This is a genomic window from Lacticaseibacillus suihuaensis (assembly GCF_054785075.1).
This window is the reverse complement of sequence record NZ_BAAGBJ010000003.1, coordinates 32,814-51,516: the sequence shown is the minus strand read 5'-3', so window position 1 is coordinate 51,516 and position 18,703 is coordinate 32,814. Positions and strand designations below refer to the sequence as shown.

Sequence of the window (18,703 nt, the reverse complement as noted above, 5' to 3'; positions counted from 1 at the left end):
GCAAGAACTGGCCCCCTGTCAGCGACTCGCCGCAGCTACCTCGACGCGAGTAGGCAAGCCGCTGTGCGGCAGGAAGATGGTGGTCCACACCCTGGTGGTCGGTCCCAATCGGAGGGGACCGTTGCGCGAAAACGTCGGCGTTGTTGCCTGGTACGGCATGGCATGGGTGGGGGTACTGGGAATGCTTATGTCCCGGACCTTCCCCCTAAGCAACAGAAGTGCAAGCGCTGCGGCCGCAACGCTTTCCTTGCCCGTTGACAATCATCTGAAGCCAGTGTAAGCCCTGCCAATTTTGCTGTCAACTTATAAGCTCACGTCGCGGAATCACAAAACCCCGGTCGCCAGTGGCGGCCGGGGCATGTGAAAGGTTGGTGAAACTTAGATGCGAACGGATGGATCGGAGTCGGTGCCTTCGTATTCATCAAGCACGATCTGCTTCATGTCTGCGATCAAAGGCTCTACCGGGTTGGTGACCGTGCAGTTATCCTCGTAAGCCAGTTCGGCGAGGCGATCAACGCTTGCCAAAACGTCTTCCTTGGAGATGCCCTGGTCCTTCAGGCTCAGCTTGACGCCGACGCGGTGGGCCAGGTCGATGATGGCCTGAACGTAGGCCTCAACCAGCTCTTCGGTGGTGTTACCCTTCAGGCCCAAAGCCCGCGCGATGTCGGCGTAGTCTTCAGCGGCCTGGAAGTAGTTGTACTTCGCCCAGATGGCCCGCTTCTTCGGGGTCTTGGCGTTGTAGCGGATGACGTGCGGCATCGTGATGGCGATGCAACGCCCGTGAGGCAGGTGGAAGGTCTGGCCAAGCTTGTGGGCGATACTGTGGTTAATGCCCAGCAAGGCGTTGGCGAAGGCCATCCCGGCGATCGTGGAGGCGTCGTGCATCTTAGCCTTGGCGTCGAGGTCGCCGTTGTAGCTATTTTCGAGGTTGGCGAAAACAGACTTGATGGCTTGCATCGACAGGCCCTTAGTGTAGTCCGTGGCCATCGTGGAGACGTAGCTTTCGGTGGCGTGGCACAGCACATCCAGCCCGGTGTCGGCGACAACCTTCGGCGGCACGGTTTCGATGAACTGGCTGTCAACCAGCGCAACGTCTGGGGTCAGCGCGTAGTCGGCCAGCGGGTACTTGATGCCGGTGTCGGAGTCCGTGATGACTGCAAAAGGCGTTACTTCGGAGCCGGTACCGGACGTGGTCGGGATGCAGACCAGCTTGGACTTGGTCGGCTTCGGGAACTTGTAGGTCCGCTTGCGGATGTCCAGGAACTTCTGCTTGGCGCCGAAGAAGTCGCCGTCGCCATCGTAGAACAGCCAGATGCCCTTGGCCGCATCCATGACGGAGCCGCCGCCGATCGCAACGATTGCGTCGGGCTTGAAGGACTTGGCAATTTCCGTGCCTTTGTAAACGGTGTTGGAGGAAGGATCCGGCTCAACATCGACGAAGGTCTGGATCTGCACGTCGTTGGTGCGTTGGTTCAGCACGTCCTCAACGATCTTGACGTAGCCGAGCTTTTCCATCCCGCGGTCGCCGACGATCAAAACGCGGTCCAGGCCGTCCATCTTTTCGAGGTAACGGACCGAGTTACGCTCGAAGTAGATCTTGGGGGGGAGCTTCACCCACTGCATGTTGTTGCGGCGCTTGGTGAGCGTCTTCACGTTCAACAGGTCGATGGTGCCGACGTTGTGGGAGATCGAGTTGCCGCCGTAAGAGCCGCAGCCCAGGGTCAGCGACGGAATCATTTCGTTGTACAGATCCCCGATGCCGCCCATGGTGGAAGGACTGTTGACCAGAATCCGGCAGGCGTTCATACGATCGGCGTATTCAAGCGCCAGGTCTTCGTCGGCGGTGTGGATGACCGCGGTGTGGCCGAGGCCGCCGTTGTCGAGCATCCCTTCGGCCTTGGCGAAGCCATCGGCGTGGTCTTCGGCCTTGATCATGGCCAGAACCGGGCTGAGCTTTTCACGAGACAGCGGGAACTTCGGGCCAACGCCCTTGAGTTCGGCAATCAGAATCGGCGCGTCTTCTGGGATCTCGATGCCGGCCCAGTCCGCAATCGTGTGGGCGCTTTGGCCGACGATCGGTGGGTTGACGGAACCCTTTTCCAGGTTGATGACGGTCTTGCTCAAAGCCGGGATGTCCTTTTGCTTGGCAAAAGCGGCGCCTTGGGCGATGAATTCGGCCTTCACTTGGTCGTAGATGGCAGCATCGACGATGACCGCCTGCTCGGACGCGCAGACCATGCCGTTATCGAAGCTCTTGGACAAGATGACATCGTTGACCGCCTGCTTGATGTCGGCAGAGGCTTCGATGTAGGCTGGCACGTTGCCGGCCCCGACGCCCAGCGCCGGCTTGCCGGTGGAGTAAGCCGCCTTGACCATGCCAGGGCCGCCGGTGGCCAGAACCGTGGCGATGCCTGGGTGGTTCATCAGCTTCTGGCAGGCTTCGATGCTTGGCACCGGAATGTACTGAAGGGCGCCCTTTGGCAGGCCGGCCTTTTCCGCTTCCTCGCGAATCACTTCAAGCGCCTTGGCCGAGGACTTTTGCGCCCCTGGGTGGAAGGAGAAGATGATTGGGTTGCGGGTCTTGATCGCGATTTCGGACTTGAACATCGTGGTCGACGTCGGGTTGGTCACAGGCGTTACGCCGGCGATGACCCCGATTGGTTCCGCGATGGAAACCAGGCCGCGCTGCTTGTCTTCGGCAATCACGCCGACGGTCTTGTTGTCCTTGATGGCGTGCCAAATCTCTTCGGTCGCGAACATGTTCTTGATCGCCTTGTCTTCGTACACACCACGGCCGGTTTCTTCAACCGCCAGCTTGGCCAGCTCCATGTGGTGGTCAAGCCCGGCAATCGCCATGCGGTGAACGATGTGGTCAATCTTGGCCTGGTCGAAGGTCTTCATGACCTTCAGCGCTTCATGGGCGTTGGCGACGAGTTCGTCGATCATCTTGTCAACATCGACGGGCGCTTCAGTTTTAGGTGTCTCTTTAAGCATCTGGATCCCTCCACTTTTGTTTGCAAGTTTTCGTTAACCATTTCACAAACAATAATATAGCAAGGTTTTGTGAATTTGTAAACAAGTTTCGGTGAATTTTTTCACGGAGATTTTGAATCACTGTTGCATCAACGATTTAAAGCTGTCCCAGGGTGTGACTGGATGAGCGTAACCGGCTTCATTTCGCGGCCTTTGGCTGTGTTGAGGCGCAACCGCAACTGTCTACTTTTTCACACACTGCCGGCTCAAAAAAACTTGGCCGCGCCAGGCAAAAAAATTGCCCGGGGGCGTTCGGCCGCGTAAAGTGGAAGGCGAAGCCAACAATGGAGGTGCAACATGGCACAACTGATCGCAACCGATGTGTTTTACGCCGAGGGCCTGGGGCTGACCACCGACTTGTACCAGCCGGCCGGCCACGCCCGAGGGGGCATCATCCTGATTCACGGCGGCGGGTGGTTCCAAGGGGACAAGCACAAGGACGCCGATTGGGCCGAGGCGCTGGCCGCCGCCGGCTACTTCGTGATGGTGCCCAACTACCGCCTGGCCAAGGTGGCACCGTTCCCGGCGCCGCTGAGCGACATGGCGACGTTGATGGGCTGGTGCAAGCGCCACGACCTGCCCTTCCCAAGCGAGCACATGGCGGCGGTCGGGGCAAGCGCCGGTGGCAACATGGCCGTCGAGCTCGCGATTCGCTTCGGCATCCCCGCGGTGTCTTTGTCCGGCATCCTGGACATCGCGCCGTGGCTGGCCGAGCACGAAGACGTGGTGCCCGTGCCGCGCGAGCCGGGGGCTAGCGTCGCGTCAAGCGCCATCGACCAAGGCGGCGCCGACCCCGGCTTTTACAAGTGGTTCGTCACCAACTACCTGCCGGATCAGGCGCAGTACGCCCCGGCGACGCCGGCACCGCGGGTGACCCACGCGACCGGGCCCCTGTTTTTGGCCAACTCGCTGCAGGAGTTCGTGCCGATGAGCGGGGTCTTGCAGATGGCGGCGGCCGCCAGCACGGCGGCAGTGCCGTTCACCATCCGGGCTCTGGCCGGCACCGCGCATGGCAAGGGCTACCTCGACGCGGTTCACGAAGACGTCTTAGGCTTTTTGGCTGCCACAATCTGACGGGCCGGCGACAGCCCCGTGCTTCGCCGACTGCTCGAAGGCCTCGGGTCGGCGCCGGCATCCGAACGCCAAAACAGCGCGACCCCCAAGCGAGGGTCGCGCTGTTTGCGTGTCAGTTGAACTGATAAACGTGCCGCGCCATGCGGTAGGCGGTCACGGTCAGGGCCCGACCGGTGTGACCGGGCAGGTTCATCACCCGCCCGACCAGGCCGTGGCGCATCTGGGTGTATAGCGCCGGCGCGGTTTGGGCCATGTAGGCCCAAAGTTCGCGCTTTTTGGCCAGGGCCTGTGGGGTCTTGGCTCGCAGCAAGAGAATCGACGAAATGCCGGTCACAATGGTCACGTAGCTTCTCATGTACCGCGCAAGCGCCGGGTCGTGCAACGGCGCGGTCGCGTAGTAATCGATCATCGCCTTGTTGACGAAAATCTGCTGGTCGATGCGCCCGATCATCACCTGCTCGTTGACGGACTGATCCGCCCGGCCGATGAAGTAGTGGTAAAGATCCAGGTCCAGGTAGCGCATCGCGGTCACGTAAGGCAGCGGGTAGAAGACGTAGAGGTTGTCTTCATAGAAGGTGTGTGCCGGCAGGCTCAGGTGGGCCTCCTGCAGACACGCGGTGCGGTAGATCACCGTGTGCATCAAGAGGTACTTCCCCACCGGCAGCTTCACGTCTTGCCAGTTGAACGCACGGTCCGTCGGCAGCAGGTGGCGGAACTGAATCACCTTCTTGTGGTTTTGCGCCACCTTGTCGTAGATGTAATTGCAGATCAGCATGTCCAGCCCGGCGGTGAAGGTCGCATCGGCCAGGTGTGCCATCAGCGCTTTGAGGGCCGCGGGGTCCAGCCAGTCATCCGAGTCCACCACCTTGAAAAAACGCCCGGTGGCCTCGGCCAGCCCGTAGTTAATCGCCTGCCCGTGACCGCCGTTGGCCTCGTGCAACGCCCGAACCTGCGGGTAGTCTTGGGCGTAGCGGTCGGCGATGGCCCCGGTGTCGTCCTTGGAGCCGTCGTCGACAATCAGGATCTCAAGCTCCGGGCCGCCGGTGAGCAGCGCATCGATGCAGCGGGCCATGTAATCGGCGGAGTTGTAGCATGGCACGACGACGCTTAAGAGTTTCACATGATCACAACTTTCTTTATAGTCACTGCCCTTATCATATCAGAAGTGTTCGGCAAACGCGCCTAAAACAGGTAAAATAAGCCTGACCACGAAAGGAAGTTATGCTCATGTCCACCACCCCGATGACCCGCAGCCAGGCCCCGCTCAACCAGACCTGGGACCTGACCGCGCTGTACCCCACCGATGCCGCCTTTGAGGCCGACATCGTCAAGCTCAAGGAACTGACCGCCGACTTCACCCGCATGTACCAGGGCCACTTGACCCAGCCGGCGGTGATTCAAGACGCCTTGGAGGATTACGCCAACATCCAAGACATCGCAGACCGCGTGATGCACTACGGCTTCCTGCCGGCCGCCGCCGACACCGGCGACGCCCAGGCAACGGCGCGAAACAACCGCGTTGAGGCCCTGATGGCCCAGCTCGACGGCGCCTTGACCTTCCTGGCCGCCGAGCTGCAGCAGCAGCCGACGGCGACGCTTGACGCCGTGGCGGCGGCCGACGCCGAGCTGGCCCCGTACATCCGCCACGTGCTGCAAGACAAGAAACAGGCGCTTGATCCCGCCGCCGAAAAGGCCCTGGCCGAGCTCGCCCCGGCGCTTGACGCCCCCAACGCGATTCGCAGCCAAAGCCTTTTTGGCGATGCGGATTTCGGCACCTTCACCGCCAACGGCAAGACCTACCCGCTGTCGTTCGTCGACTACGAGGAGACCTACCAAAAGCACCCGGACACCGCGGTTCGCCGCGCCGCCTACCGCCAGTTCAGTAAGACCCTGGCCAAGTACCAAAACGGCATGGCCGCCGGCTACTACGCTCAGGTCGCCAAGGAAAAAACGCTGGCCACCATGCGCGGCTACGACTCCGTAATCGACTACCTGCTGGCCGACCAGGAAGTTACCCGCGAGATGTTCGACCGCCAGATCGACGTGATCATGACCGAGCTGGCCCCGGTGATGCGCCGCTACATCGGCCACATCCAAAAGCTCTGGGGGCTGGATCACATCGGCTACACCGACCTGCAAATCGACCTGGATCCGACCTACACGCCCAAGGTCACGCTGGATCAAGCCCCACAGTACATCAAAGACGCGGTGGCGCCGATGGGTCAGGCCTACCAAGACCTGATCATGCGGGCCTTTCCGGAACGCTGGGTCGATTTTGCCCCCAACGTCGGTAAGGAATCCGGCGCCTTCGCCTCGGCCCCGTACTCGGCGCATCCCTACATCCTGATGAGCTGGAGCGACACGTTGCCGGCGATTTACACCTTGGTTCACGAGCTCGGCCACGCCGGGCAGATGACGCTTGCGGCCCAGGCCCATGGCATCCTCGCCGCCAACCCGTCGACCTACATTGTGGAGGGGCCCTCGACCTTCCACGAGCTGCTGTTGACCCACAGTCTGGTGCAGCAGGCCGAGTCGCCGCGGTTGCGCCGCTTCGCCTTGAGCCGCCTTTTGTCTGACACCTACTTCCACAACTGCGTCACCCACCTGCTGGAGGCCGCCTTCCAGCGGGAGGTCTACAAGCTGATCGACGCCGGTGCCTCCTTCACCGCCACCGACCTCAACCGCATCAAAAAGGGCGTTTTGCACCAGTTCTGGGGCGACGCCGTCGACCTGGACGACGGGGCCCCGGAGCTGACGTGGATGCGCCAGTCGCACTACTACATGGGGCTGTACTCTTACACCTACTCCGCCTCCATGGTGGTCTCGACCGGCGCCTACCTGCGGGTGCAAAAAGAGGGCCAGCCGGCGATTGCCGACTGGCAGCGCTTCTTGGCCCTGGGTGACAGCCTGGATCCGATCCACTCGGCCCAGGTGGCCGGCGTCGACATCACAAGCGACGGCGCCTTGCGCAACATGATTCACTTCCTGGACGACACCGAGCAACAGATTGAGGCGCTTTCCGCCGAAATCGGCGACTAACCGCCACCCGGCCGCATCACGCCGGCCAGCAATAATCAGTCAAACCCCCGCCATCGGCCGATGGCGGGGGTTTGGCGTCGGATCAATCACCTTCCAAAAGGCCGAGGTCGTCCAGCTGCGTGGCGGCGACCAGAAGCGGCGTGATCGAGGCGACATTCGGCGGCTTGGGCGCCGTGGCCGAGGCGAAGTACTGCGTCCAGTGAAACACCAGCCGCAGCCGCACCGGCAAGGCCTTGGGGTCGACTTGACCGCGGAAGTAGAAGAACTGCGGGGCCACGGTGCAGCTGGCGAAGCTGTGAGCCCAAACCCGGTCGAGGTCCAGCTCGCTTTGCGCAAGCATCCCGGTGCCGAACACCAAAAGATGCTCGGGCAAGACCTCCGCATACCGGCGGTAGAAGCGCGAGAAGCCGCTGACCTTGCGCCCCCACAGCAGGTGGCCACCGTAGACCACCAGCCGGGCGTTTTGCAGCTCGGTTCGCGTAATGAACTTGCTATCGACGACCTCGCAGTGCAGCTGCCGCGCAATCCACAGCGCGTACTGCTGGGTGAACCCGGTCTGTGAGGTGTACACGATCAAACACTTGGCCATCCGTCCCGCTCCCTTCGTCTCTCTTCCTGTATTGTAACAGCCTGCTTTGACACCTTGCCACCTTTGCACACAACTGTCATCAAAATGTTGCTTTTTTGAAATTAAATTGTTCACAATTCGTCGTCGACGGGATTGTGTTATACTGAAGGTAACGTCACCCATAGGAGGCTAATCATGCAAATCACACGTCATGGCACCCCACTTCAGACCACCGGCGAACCGCTTGGCATCGGCCACGCGCTGCCGGCCTTCACCCTGCAAGACGCCGCGGGGCGAACCGTCACCCCGGCGGATTGGGCCGGCCAATACACCTTGATCAGCGTCGTGCCGGACATCAACACCCGCGTCTGCAGCCTGTCGACCAAGCGCTTCAACACCGCAATGGCCGATTTTGAAGGCACCCACTTCGTTACCGTATCGACCAACGCCGCGGCCGACCAGCAAAACTGGTGTGCCGCAGAAGGCGTCGCCAACATTCAGCTGCTGTCTGATGCCGAAGGCGCATTCGGCCGCGCGATGGGCCTGTTGGTCGCAGACGGCCACACCGACGCCCGCAGCGTCTGGATTGCCGACGCAACCGGCAAGATTGTCTACCGCGAGCTGGTGCTTGAGCAAACCGACGAGCCGGATTACGACAGCGCCTTGGCCTACCTCGAGACCCACAACCGTTAAGCGACAGCGGCCGGTCCTCCCCACTCGGGAAGGCCGGCCTTTTTTCGTGGGTCGCGCCGCTCGCGCAACTTTTTCGACCGTTCGCGCCAATTGCGTGACGCGGCCCGTGACGTGGGGTAAGCTGGTCTCAACAACAAGAAAGCAGGGCCCAACATGAAAAAATCCTCTATCCTCGTCAACGGCAAGCCGGTGTCCGGCCTGGCCGCCATTCCCGTTATCATCCTCGCGGTGCTCATCGCCGCCGTCGTGCTCGCGGTCGTGGTGCCGATTGCGCTGGGCGTCTCCGCCCTGGCCCTCGGCGCCGCGCTGGTGGCGCTGGCGGTGGCCGTCGTCGTGCTAATTGTGGTCCTCGCCTACCTGCCATTCGCCAAGCTGCGCCGCGCCACCATCGCCTTTCAACAGGATGGCGCCCGGGTTCGCTACACCGTTCGACTGAGCGTGCGGCTGCGCGACGCCTGGCCGGTGGCCAAGGGCTACTACCGGGAGGCCCGGGCCGACCGCGGGCGCATCGACGCCTTCGCCGCGGCGATTGAGCGCTACGTCAACCAGGACCTGCACCCGGTGTTCGAGCAGGCGCTGGCCGCACAGTACGGTGAGGCGGTGGCCGAGGCCTTCAGCGCCGCCGGTTCGGACTACCAGGTCAACGAGCTCTCGGCCAACTGAGCGGCGATGCGGTCTAACCGTTTCGCCGGCTCGCATCGCCGTTCCGCCACACGAAAACACGCCGTCTCCACATGGAGGCGGCGTGTTTTCGTGTGGCTAGAAGCCTTGGATCAGCAGCATTACAATCGGCACCACGATGGCGAACAGCACCGTCGACAGCGTCACGACGTTGGTGGCGTATTCGACGTCGCCGTGGCCTTCGGTGGCTAGAATCGGCAGCACCGCCAGTCCCGGGGCCGAAGCCTGAACGATCAGGGTCTTGATTTCAAGGCTTGGCACGTTGAAGCCGGCGTGAAGGCCAAGCACGATCAAGGCGGTGATCAAGGCCGGGGCGATCACGAAGCGACCGAGCAAGGCGACGATCGAGTCGCGATCGAAGCGAATGGTTTTGAATCCCGCCTTGGCCAAAATGATCCCGATGTAGATCAGAGACAAAGGCGTCACCAGGCCGCCGACGTAATCCAGCGTGTTGACGGCAAAGCCCAGCCAGCCGACGTGAACGAAGGGAATGTTCAACAGCAAGAAGACCAAGGCGACCAGGAAGCCCAACAGCGGCGCCGGCAGCAGCTTTTTCCAGTTAAAGGCGACCTTGGCCTTGCCGGCGGTCGGGTCGTCCCAGCTCATCAAGAAGGCGCCGAGGGTCCAGGTGGAGACGGTGTTGACCACGTAGTACATCAGAAAGTACGGCGTCGCCTGGTCGCCGAACAGCGCGAGGTTGAGCGGCAGGCCGATGAAGATGGTGTTGGCGTTGACGAACATGTTGATGAAGGTGCCGCGCCGCCCCGGGCGAATCTTGAGGAGGCGAACCAGCAAAAAGGCGATCAGGTAACCCAAGATCACGGCGCCGAAGCCGTACAGCAGCCCGGAGCTCAGGCTCACCAGCTTCTTGAGCGTCAGCCGCTCCAGCACCGAGATGAAGATGGAGGCCGGCAGCGCGACTTTCATCAAGAGCTTGCTGATGGTTCCGCCGAACGCGTCGTCGAACCAATTGTTGCGTTGCAGCAGGTAGCCCAAGGCGATGATCAAGACAATGGTCAAAATGCTTTGGACCGAAGTGTATAAAGCAGTCACGGTATTCTCTCCTTTGCGGGTTACTTCACGATTTCAACGCCTGTCAGTGGCTGGTACTCCGGGTGCCACTGGCTAGCGGCAACCGTGGCCGCGACATCGGCCACCGGCTCAGCGAGGCCCTCGGCCACCGCCGCTTCGGCCACCGCCACCGCGACGGTCTTGGAGAACACATCCAGCTTGTTGACCGGCGGCAGCACCGCGGCGCCAGGCACCGTTGCGTCCAGCTGGCCGCCCAGGCTGTGAGCGGCGGCCGAGATCATGCCGTCGGACAGGCGCGAGCTGGCCACGGCGATGGTGCCAAGGCCCAGCCCCGGGTAGATCAAGGCGTTGTTGGCCTGGCCGATTTCGTAGGTCACCCCATCCAGGGTGACCGGGGCAGACGGCACCCCGGTGGCGACCAGGGCCCGGCCGTCGGTCCAGCGAATCAAGTCGGCGGCGCTGGCCTCCATCAGCTTGGTTGGATTGGAAATCGGGAAAATGACCGGGCGTTCGGTGTGAGCGGCCATGTCGCGGATAATTGGCTCCGTGAAAGCGCCGGGCTGCGTCGAGGTGCCGACCAGAACCGTCGGGTGGACGGCATGGACCGCGGCCTCAAGGGTCGTCAGGGCATCGGCGTTGGCAAACTCGCTGCGGGACCGCGCAAACGGCCGCTGCGCCGGCGTCAGGGTCGGGTCATCGGCGAACAGCAGGCCCTGCTTGTCGACCAAGTAGAAGTGCTTTTTGGCCTCTGCCGGGCTCATGCCCTGCGCGACGAATTCGTCGTAAATGCGCGAGACGATGCCGGCCCCGGCCGTGCCGGCGCCAAAGCTCATGTAAACTTGGTCTGCCAGGCGCTGCTTGGAGATGTTCAAGGCGCCGAGCAGGCCGGCCAGCACGATGATGCCGGTCCCTTGAATATCGTCGTTGAAGGTCGTGATCTTGTCTTTGTACTGATCCAGAATCTCGGCGGCGTTGTCGCGGCCGAAGTCCTCAAAGTGCAGGTACAGGTGCGGGAACTGGGTCGTGGCCGCTTCGACGAACTTGTCGACGAAGGCGCGGTACGGCTTGCCGGAGGCGCGGTGCTTGCGCAGGCCCAGGTACAAGTCGTCGTCCAGCAGCGCCTGGTTGTTGGTGCCGGCATCCAGCACCACCGGCAGCACCTGGGACGGGTCGATGCCGGCCGCGGCGGTGTACACCATCAGCTTGCCGACGGCGATGTCGACGCCCTGGGTCCCCCAGTCGCCGATGCCCAAAATGCCCTCGGCGTCGGTCACCACCAGCAGGCGAATGTCGCGGCCGTTGGCGGCGTTGGCCAAGGCGGATGCGATGTCGTCTTGCGCATCGATGCTCAGGTAGGTCGCGTTTTGCGGCTCCACGAACAAGGCGCTGTAATTTTCAATCGTGTCGGCGATGGTCGGGTCATAAACCACCGGCATGAACTCGCTGATGTGCTGGGAGAACAGCTTGTAAAACAGCACGTGGTTGACGTTGAACAGCTGCATCAAGAACAGTCGCTTTTCAAGCGCGTCGCCCTTGCCGAGGTACTGGGCGTAGGCCTGGGCCACCTGCTGGTCCAGCGTCTGAACGGCGGCCGGCAACAGCCCGTTGAGGCCATATTCATCGCGTTCGACCTGCGAAAAGGCGGTGCCCTTGTTCAAAAACGGATCGTGCAGCAGTTGTTGTGGTGTGTATTTCATGTCGTGATCTCCTTTGTGGTTTCGATGAACTCAGCTTACCCCGCCGAAAAAATCATAGTCAAACCGCCGCGGTGTGATAAACTCTTTTTATATGACCAGGAGGTGTCCGGCTTGAACACGCGTGACCTCGATTATTTTCAGAAATTATGCGAAATAAAAAATTTTTCGCAGGTGGCGCAAAGCTTCGGCGTCACCCAACCGACCATCACCATGGCCCTCAAGCGCCTGGAGGCCCACTTCAAGATTCAGCTGATTGACCGCGACCAAAGCCACGGCCAGCTGCGCGTCACCCCGGCCGGGGCCCAGCTGGCGGCCCATGCCGCGGTGATCACCCACCAGCTGGCCGTGGCCGAGTCCGAGCTGGCCCGGGCTCGCAGCACCAAGATTCAGCTGGGGCTACCGCCGATTATCGGCAGCTTCTACTTTCCCCGCCTGGCGCCGGCGCTGCTCCAAGCCGGGCTGATGGATCGGCTGCAGACCCACGAGGCCGGCTCCGCTCGGCTGCTGGAGGCCCTCAAGGCCGGCCACCTCGACGTGGCGCTTTTGGGCTCCATCGGCCCGTTGGCGGTGGCGGGGCTGACCGTGCGGCCGCTGGCCAGCGGCCCGTTTGGCCTGGTGGTGGCCCCCAACCACCCGCTGGCCAAGCGCCGAACGGTGGCCTTCGCCGAGCTTGCCGAGACGCCTTTTGTCACCCTGTCGGAGGGGTTCGTTCACACCAAGGCGCTGAGCTGGTTCACCCGCACCACCGGTGTTCACCCCCGCATCGTCTACCGCACCCCGGATGTCGCCATTCTCAAGCAGATGGTCAAGGCCGGCGTCGGCGTCGCGCTGCTGGCTGCGGTTGCGGTCACGCCTGGCGACGAGTTGGTGACCCTGACGCTGACAGAAAGCGGCCAGCCGACCTTCGACATGGCGCTGGTCACCGGCTCACACCTGGTGCCGACGCCGGCCGTCACCCAATTACTCACGCTTTTGGCCAATTCACAAGGAGAGACACATGCGCATTGAACACGATTCACTCGGCCCAGTCGAGCTGCCGGACACCGCCACTTGGGGGGCCCAAACCGAGCGGTCCCGCCACAACTTCAACCAGGGACCGCAGATGCCGGCGGCGGTGATTCGCGCCTTGATCACCATCAAACAGGCGGCCGCTGACGTCAACGGTCGCGAGGCGGCGCTGCCGGCGCCGGTGGCCGCGGCCATCGCCCAGGCGGCCGCGACGCTATTGGCGCTGCCGGATGACGCCTTGATGACGAATTTTCCCCTGCACGTCTACCAAACCGGCAGCGGCACCCAGACCAACATGAACGTCAACGAGGTGCTGGCTCACCTGGCCAGCCAACATAGCGGCCTGGCCGTGCTGCCCAACGACCACGTCAACTGCGGCCAAAGCAGCAACGACACCTTCCCGACGGCGATGCACATGGCGGCCTACCCCGCCGTCCAGCGCGTGGCGGCGGCCGCCACGGCGCTGATTGCCACGCTGCGCGGTAAGGAGGCGGCTTTCCAAGACACCGTCAAGCTCGGTCGCACCCACCTGCAGGACGCGACGCCGTTGACGTTCGGCCAGGAGTGCTCCGGCTGGCGAGCGACGCTTGAGGCCGACTTAGCCAGCCTGACCGCGCTTGCCCCGCAGCTGTTGGGGCTGACGCTCGGCGGCACCGCGGTCGGCACCGGTCTGAACACGACGACCGCTCGCACCACCGCGATGGTCGACGCGATCGGCGTTGCCACCGGGCTGCCGTTCACCAGCCTGTCCAACTTTTACCACGGGCTCAGCAGCCACAGCGAGCTGACCGTCGTTCACGGGGCGTTGAAGACCCTGGCGGCCGACTTGATGAAAATCGCCAACGACGTGCGGTTCCTGGCCAGCGGCCCCCGCGGCGGCTACGGTGAGCTGCGCGTTCCCGCCAACGAGCCGGGCAGCTCGATCATGCCCGGCAAGGTCAACCCGACTCAGGCCGAGGCGCTGACCATGATCGCCGCCAAGGTGCTGGGCAACGACGTGACCGTCGGCATCGCGGCCAGCCAGGGCAACTTCGAGCTCAACGTCTACAAGCCCGTTTTGATCGCCAGCTTCCTTGAAAGCTGCGACCTGCTGGCCGGTGGCATCGCCCAGTTCGATCACCTGATGATGGCGGGTCTGACCGCCGACGCCACACGGATGCGGGAGCTGGTCGACCGCTCGCTGATGCTGGTGACGGCCCTGTCGCCGCACATCGGCTACGAACAAAGCGCGGCGATCGCCCAGGCTGCCCAGCGCGACAACACGACGCTGCGGGAGGCCGCCATCGCGTCCGGCCAGCTGACGGCCGCCCAGTACGACGCCTGGGTCGACCCGCTGGCGATGACCGGCGCCAAGCTTCGGCAGGATTAGGCCGCAAAGTGCGGCCCGGCCAGACCGGCCGGGCGCTGCCGGTGCCGAGGCACAATCGGTTTCTTTTTCGCTTCACGCCGGCAGCGCTGCCACCGGCGTTCGGCCGGTCGCCAGGACCACGCCCCCGGCCGCGAGCGGTGCCGGCGGCCCTTGACGCGCCAGGCGCGGCCTGCTTTAATCGAGACAAAGGGGGAATGATCATGGAATTCGTACCGGTTCGCATTTACGCCCACAACCAACCAGAGGGCTACCGCCTGTTGGTGGATCGCGTCTGGCCACGCGGCATCAGCAAGGTCAACGCGGCCTTGGACGACTGGGCCAAGCAGATTGCACCCAGCACCGAGCTGCGCAAGTGGTTCGGCCATGACCCGGCCAAGGCCGCGGAATTCGCCGCCAGGTACCGCCAGGAACTCGACGCCAATCCCGAGACCCCGGCCTTCATCGCCAAGCTGCGGCAACTGAACGTGCCGCGAGTGCTGCTCCTGTTCGGCGCCAAGGACGAGCACGACAACAACGCCGTGGTCCTGGCCGGCTACCTGAGGGACCACGCATGAGCGACAAACGTGATTTTCGAACCCAGCAGCTCGCCCGACTCAAGGCCCAGGCCGCCCAGACGCAAAAAGACGGCGTGGTGCTGGCCGCCAAGCTGATGGCCACCCCGGCCTGGCAGGCGGCCACGACGATTGCACTGACCGTGGCGAGCCCGATCGAGGTGCCAACCGCGGCCTTGCTTGCGGCGGCCAAGGCGGCCGGCAAAACCGTCTACCTGCCCAAAACAATGCCGCACCGCCAGATGGCCTTTCTCGAGGATCCCGGGCCGGCCGGACGCATCACCAGCGCCTATGGCATTCCCGAGCCGCCTTACCTTGAGGCCAAGGTCAACCAGCAGGTCGACTTGATGCTGGTGCCGGGCATCGGCTTTGCCACCGACACCCACGCCCGGTTGGGCTTTGGCGGCGGCTACTACGACCGCTTCCTGGCCGGCTACCGCGGCCACACGATCACGCTAGTGCCCAAGGTGATGCAGTTTGCCACCGCGGCCTGGCCGATCAACGATTACGACGTTCCCATTCAAGACCTGATTCTCGTCTGACCGATCCACGCCTCGTAGCGGCCGCGCCGCTGCTTTTTTTGTTGGCCGGTTGCCCCGGCCGGCGCCATGAAAAGGAGTCTACTATTGTCTGCATTCGCCTCAAGTATCGGCGGCGTGTTGGAGATCCTGGTGCTGATCGCGCTGGGCTACGGCATGACCGCCATCGGCTGGTTCGACGACCGCGCCAGCCGCGTGATTTCCAAGGTGGTCCTGCAGGCCGCCTTGCCGGCCTACATGATCGTCACCATCACCGGCAAGTTCACCGCCCATCAGCTGCTGACCCTGCTGCCGGACCTGCGCTTTCCCGTTTTGTCGATGGCCCTGTTGTTCGGCCTGTCCTTCGGGGTCGCCCGGGCCCTGGCCGTGCCCAAAATGCGCCGCGGCCTGTTCAAATCCATGTTCTTCAACTCCAACACCGTTTTCATCGGGCTGCCGGTGAACATGGCGCTGTTCGGACCCAAAAGCCTGCCGTACGTGCTGGTCTACTACATGGCCAACACCACGATTTTCTGGACCGTCGGCGTCTACCTGATCCAAGGCGACGGACCGCGGCCGGCCCATTTTGACCTCAAGCAAGCCCTGGGCAAGGTGCTGTCCCCGCCGCTTTTGGGCTTCATCGTCGGCGTCTTGATGGTGCTGCTGCACATCCAGCTGCCGCAGTTTCTGATGGCCGACCTCAATTACGTCGGCAACCTGACCATCCCCGGCTCGATGTTCTTCATCGGTATTGCGATGCATCAGGCGGGAATCGCCAACATCCGCTTCGACCGCGAACTTCTTGGCATCTGCGCCGGCCGCTTCGTCATCGCCCCGCTTCTGATGGCGGCCCTGGTCGCCTTCGCCCCGGTGCCGACGCTGATGAAACAGGTCTTCATTCTGCAATCTGCGATGCCGGTGATGACCAACGCCCCGGTCGTCGCCAAGCTCTACGGCGCCGACGCGAACAACGCCGCCATCACCGTCACCGCCACCACCCTGCTGGCGATGGTCGCCATCCCAATCATCATGGTGTTGGTGCAGTAGACCAGGGCGAAAGGCCGCGGGTTTAGCAGGACGGCTAGCCTAGGTAGTATCTGAAAATCCGGGCTCCGGCCCGGACGGACCACTACTTCCGGCTCCGGCCCGGGGCGGCGGAACGCGTGGGGCTCCCCTGAGCCCGTCCCGGTCTCAGGACCCGCCCTGCCTGTAAGCCGGCAAGTACGGCCGACTAACAGGGATTTCACGCTGGCTCGCCCCGGCCCTACGCCTCCAACAGCGGTGCCGTCCGAGCCTCCGCCCTGCCTAGTGGTAAATCCACTCACTAGTGGCATTCTAGGCTAAATACAGACTATTTTTTTGCAGAGACTACCTAGCGCTGTTGCTTGGGTCCCGCACTTGGGCCCAAGTGATGCGCCGTAGCTAGGCGCTTCCGCGTTGCCTGGCGGAGCCCGACGAACTAGGACAAAGCCAGGCGAACTTCGCGAAAGTTCCCCCTGCGTCACGGCACAAAAATAACGTCTGCCTTCCTGCATCACGCAAGAAGACAGACGTTTTGTTTGGCTCAGACCAAAGCTGGGCGGTAAAGGCTCACCACGACGCCCAAGATGATGACGTCGTCGAAGTACATGTCGGCCATCGTGTCGTTCTCCGGGTGGAGGCGAACGCCGTTGGCCTCCTTGAAGAAGCGCTTGACCGTCGCCTCGTCGTCGGTGGTCATCGCCACGACGATCTGGCCGTTCTCGGCGGTGGCCTGCTGCTTGACAATAATCTGATCGCCGTTCAGGATGCCGATCTTAATCATCGAGTTGCCCTGAACGCGCAGCATGAACAGGTCGTCTGGGTCGTAGCTGAGCTCGCCCGGCACCGGGAAGTAATCCTCGATGTTTTCGATGGCCGTAATCGGCACGCCGGCGGCCACGGTCCCGATGATGGGAATGCCGGCCTCCTGAATGCCGGCGAAAGCACGACCGGCCTTGGTCACCTCGAGGGTGCGGGGTTTGGTCGGGTCCTTGGCAATCAGCCCTTCCTTGATCAGACGGTCGAGGTAGGCCGCCACGGTGCTGGAGGAACTCAAGCCGACCGCCTTGCCGATTTCCCGCACTGTCGGCGGGTAGCCGCGGTTTTCGATCGAATCATGGATGGTCAAAAGGATCTCTTTCCACCGCTTTGCACTTGCCTGGGATGGCATACAATCACCGCCTAATGAGATTTGCTGACCTTAATATACCAAACCAAACGCGTGTTTGCAACTTTTTTCGCGTCGTGCCGCGGTTTGTTGCCGGTTTCGCCCGGCCACGCAAAAAGCCGCCGCAAACGCGACGGCTTCGTGGTGCAATGGCTTACTTGGTGGATTGACGGTCGGTGATGTCAAAGCCCAGGCGAATGGTCTTGGCATCGATGTCTTCCTTGTTCATCATCTTGGTGAGCAGGCGCATCGCAACCGCGCCGATGTCGTACAGCGGCTGATCGATGGAGGTCAGCTGCGGCCGCGCCATCTCGGTCAGCTTGGTGTTGTTGGAGGTGATCAGCTCGAAGTCGTCCGGCACGGAAACGCCGGCGTCGATTGCGCCGTCGAGAACGCCGACGGCCACTTCGTCATCGCCGATGACCGCGGCAGTGGCCCCGGCCTTTTGCAGCTGCTCGAACAATGCGAGCCCGGCGTGGTAGCTGGTGTCGGATTCAAAGACCAGGCTTTCGTCGTAGGCCAAACCGGCGTTGTCCAGCGCCTGCTTGTAACCCTTCAGGCGGTATTGCCCGTTGATGGCCTGGCTCAAAGGCCCGGTGATCAAGGCGACCTGCTTGTTGCCGTTGTTGATCAGCTGCGTGGTTGCGGCCTCAACGGCGGCCACGTAGTCGATGTTGACGGAGCCGACCTGCTCGTCCGGGTCGACGGAGCCAGCCAGCACGATTGGGGTCTTTGAGCGGGAGAACTCCTGGCGAACGCCGTCGGAGATGTCATTGCCCATGTAGATCAGGCCATCGACCTGCTTGGCCAGCAAGGTGTTGAGCACCTGCACCTCTTTTTGGCTGTTCTCGTCGGAGTTGGCCAAAATGATGTTGTACTTGTACATCGTCGCCACGTCGTCGATCCCCCGCGCGAGGCTGGAGAAGAACATGTTGGTGACATCCGGGATGATCACCCCGACCGTGGTGGTTTTCTTGGAGGCGAGGCCCCGGGCGACGGCGTTCGGCCGGTAGTCGAGCTTGTCGATCACCTCGAGGACCTTCTTGCGGGTGGCCGGCTTAACGTTGGGGTTGCCGTTCACGACGCGGGAGACCGTCGCCATGGAGACGTTGGCCTCACGCGCAACATCGTAAATCGTAATCGTTTGTTTTTCCATTGTGTCATTGCTCCTTGGCATCTGCTGTTGATTTCCAATCAACTGTAACAAAAGTATAATCGCAATGCAAGCGGTTTACTGAAGTTTTCATGCAAA

The 18,703-nt window shown here is 62.4% G+C and carries 15 protein-coding genes and 1 pseudogene; 9 read left to right on the top strand and 7 right to left on the bottom strand.

The window, feature by feature from the left end; genetic code table 11:
* Positions 1–378 precede the first annotated feature (378 nt).
* The gene (adhE, locus tag ACYVRZ_RS03880) at positions 379–2,994 is read right to left on the bottom strand and encodes a bifunctional acetaldehyde-CoA/alcohol dehydrogenase (protein WP_461224994.1); all 2,616 of its coding nucleotides are present in this window, start codon (positions 2,992–2,994) and stop codon (positions 379–381) included.
* A 336-nt stretch (positions 2,995–3,330) separates the two neighbouring features.
* Here adhE and ACYVRZ_RS03875 point away from each other — a divergent pair, with 336 nt between their 5' ends.
* On the top strand, positions 3,331–4,107 hold the full coding sequence (locus ACYVRZ_RS03875; protein WP_461224993.1) for an alpha/beta hydrolase family protein: 777 nt from the start codon (positions 3,331–3,333) through the stop codon (positions 4,105–4,107).
* 112 nt (positions 4,108–4,219) lie between these two features.
* Here ACYVRZ_RS03875 and ACYVRZ_RS03870 read toward each other — a convergent pair whose 3' ends face one another.
* Positions 4,220–5,227, bottom strand: coding sequence for a glycosyltransferase family 2 protein (locus ACYVRZ_RS03870; protein WP_461224991.1), 1,008 nt, complete (start codon positions 5,225–5,227; stop codon positions 4,220–4,222).
* Positions 5,228–5,334: 107 nt separating this feature from the next.
* On the opposite strand from ACYVRZ_RS03870, the gene pepF reads away from it, so the two are divergent.
* Positions 5,335–7,146: an oligoendopeptidase F gene (gene pepF / locus ACYVRZ_RS03865; protein WP_461224990.1), complete on the top strand. Its 1,812-nt coding sequence runs from the start codon at positions 5,335–5,337 to the stop codon at positions 7,144–7,146.
* 82 nt (positions 7,147–7,228) lie between these two features.
* Here pepF and ACYVRZ_RS03860 read toward each other — a convergent pair whose 3' ends face one another.
* On the bottom strand, positions 7,229–7,735 hold the full coding sequence (locus tag ACYVRZ_RS03860; RefSeq protein ID WP_461224988.1) for a flavodoxin domain-containing protein: 507 nt from the start codon (positions 7,733–7,735) through the stop codon (positions 7,229–7,231).
* 174 nt (positions 7,736–7,909) lie between these two features.
* On the opposite strand from ACYVRZ_RS03860, the gene tpx reads away from it, so the two are divergent.
* Together tpx and ACYVRZ_RS03850 are read left to right on the top strand one after the other, a co-directional pair.
* Entirely contained in the window at positions 7,910–8,407 is a 498-nt protein-coding gene (gene tpx / locus ACYVRZ_RS03855; RefSeq protein ID WP_461224986.1) for a thiol peroxidase, read from the top strand.
* 153 nt (positions 8,408–8,560) lie between these two features.
* Complete coding sequence (locus ACYVRZ_RS03850) at positions 8,561–9,070, top strand: hypothetical protein (RefSeq protein ID WP_461224984.1); 510 nt, start codon at positions 8,561–8,563, stop codon at positions 9,068–9,070.
* A 96-nt stretch (positions 9,071–9,166) separates the two neighbouring features.
* Here the strand turns inward: ACYVRZ_RS03850 and ACYVRZ_RS03845 are convergent, their stop codons facing one another.
* Positions 9,167–10,141 carry an AEC family transporter gene (locus tag ACYVRZ_RS03845; RefSeq protein WP_461224982.1) on the bottom strand — a complete coding sequence of 325 codons (975 nt, stop codon included), beginning with the start codon at positions 10,139–10,141 and terminating at the stop codon, positions 9,167–9,169.
* A gap of 20 nt (positions 10,142–10,161) precedes the next feature.
* Positions 10,162–11,823 (bottom strand): annotated as a pseudogene (locus ACYVRZ_RS03840) (malolactic enzyme); the annotation flags it as partial.
* 105 nt (positions 11,824–11,928) lie between these two features.
* Between ACYVRZ_RS03840 and ACYVRZ_RS03835 the strand changes: the two are divergent.
* The 5 genes from ACYVRZ_RS03835 to ACYVRZ_RS03815 all read left to right on the top strand — a co-directional run bounded on the left by ACYVRZ_RS03835 (position 11,929) and on the right by ACYVRZ_RS03815 (position 16,310).
* The gene (locus ACYVRZ_RS03835; RefSeq protein WP_461224980.1) at positions 11,929–12,825 is read left to right on the top strand and encodes a LysR family transcriptional regulator; all 897 of its coding nucleotides are present in this window, start codon (positions 11,929–11,931) and stop codon (positions 12,823–12,825) included.
* Positions 12,815–14,194: a class II fumarate hydratase gene (locus tag ACYVRZ_RS03830; RefSeq protein WP_461224978.1), complete on the top strand. Its 1,380-nt coding sequence runs from the start codon at positions 12,815–12,817 to the stop codon at positions 14,192–14,194. Before ACYVRZ_RS03835 ends, ACYVRZ_RS03830 begins: the two co-directional genes overlap by 11 nt.
* A 194-nt stretch (positions 14,195–14,388) precedes the next feature.
* Positions 14,389–14,748 carry a DUF488 domain-containing protein gene (locus ACYVRZ_RS03825; RefSeq protein ID WP_461224976.1) on the top strand — a complete coding sequence of 120 codons (360 nt, stop codon included), beginning with the start codon at positions 14,389–14,391 and terminating at the stop codon, positions 14,746–14,748.
* The gene (locus ACYVRZ_RS03820) at positions 14,745–15,287 is read left to right on the top strand and encodes a 5-formyltetrahydrofolate cyclo-ligase (protein WP_461224974.1); all 543 of its coding nucleotides are present in this window, start codon (positions 14,745–14,747) and stop codon (positions 15,285–15,287) included. Before ACYVRZ_RS03825 ends, ACYVRZ_RS03820 begins: the two co-directional genes overlap by 4 nt.
* Positions 15,288–15,371: 84 nt before the next feature.
* Positions 15,372–16,310 carry an AEC family transporter gene (locus ACYVRZ_RS03815; protein ID WP_461224972.1) on the top strand — a complete coding sequence of 313 codons (939 nt, stop codon included), beginning with the start codon at positions 15,372–15,374 and terminating at the stop codon, positions 16,308–16,310.
* 517 nt (positions 16,311–16,827) lie between these two features.
* Here ACYVRZ_RS03815 and lexA read toward each other — a convergent pair.
* Positions 16,828–17,454, bottom strand: a complete 627-nt coding sequence (gene lexA, locus ACYVRZ_RS03810; protein ID WP_262314969.1) for a transcriptional repressor LexA — start codon at positions 17,452–17,454, stop codon at positions 16,828–16,830.
* A gap of 151 nt (positions 17,455–17,605) precedes the next feature.
* A complete protein-coding gene (gene ccpA, locus ACYVRZ_RS03805; RefSeq protein WP_262314970.1) occupies positions 17,606–18,607 on the bottom strand; it encodes a catabolite control protein A in 1,002 nt (333 codons plus the stop codon).
* Between the last annotated feature and the right edge of the window lie 96 nt (positions 18,608–18,703).

Coding starts and splice junctions, on each gene's coding strand:
- ACYVRZ_RS03875 (WP_461224993.1), top strand. CDS start 3,331: ATGGCACAACTGATCGCAACCGATGTGTTTTACGCCGAGGGCCTGGGG.
- ACYVRZ_RS03825 (WP_461224976.1), top strand. CDS start 14,389: ATGATCATGGAATTCGTACCGGTTCGCATTTACGCCCACAACCAACCA.
- ACYVRZ_RS03860 (WP_461224988.1), bottom strand. CDS start 7,735: ATGGCCAAGTGTTTGATCGTGTACACCTCACAGACCGGGTTCACCCAG.
- ACYVRZ_RS03850 (WP_461224984.1), top strand. CDS start 8,561: ATGAAAAAATCCTCTATCCTCGTCAACGGCAAGCCGGTGTCCGGCCTG.
- lexA (WP_262314969.1), bottom strand. CDS start 17,454: ATGCCATCCCAGGCAAGTGCAAAGCGGTGGAAAGAGATCCTTTTGACC.
- ACYVRZ_RS03830 (WP_461224978.1), top strand. CDS start 12,815: ATGCGCATTGAACACGATTCACTCGGCCCAGTCGAGCTGCCGGACACC.
- adhE (WP_461224994.1), bottom strand. CDS start 2,994: ATGCTTAAAGAGACACCTAAAACTGAAGCGCCCGTCGATGTTGACAAG.
- tpx (WP_461224986.1), top strand. CDS start 7,910: ATGCAAATCACACGTCATGGCACCCCACTTCAGACCACCGGCGAACCG.
- ccpA (WP_262314970.1), bottom strand. CDS start 18,607: ATGGAAAAACAAACGATTACGATTTACGATGTTGCGCGTGAGGCCAAC.
- pepF (WP_461224990.1), top strand. CDS start 5,335: ATGTCCACCACCCCGATGACCCGCAGCCAGGCCCCGCTCAACCAGACC.
- ACYVRZ_RS03820 (WP_461224974.1), top strand. CDS start 14,745: ATGAGCGACAAACGTGATTTTCGAACCCAGCAGCTCGCCCGACTCAAG.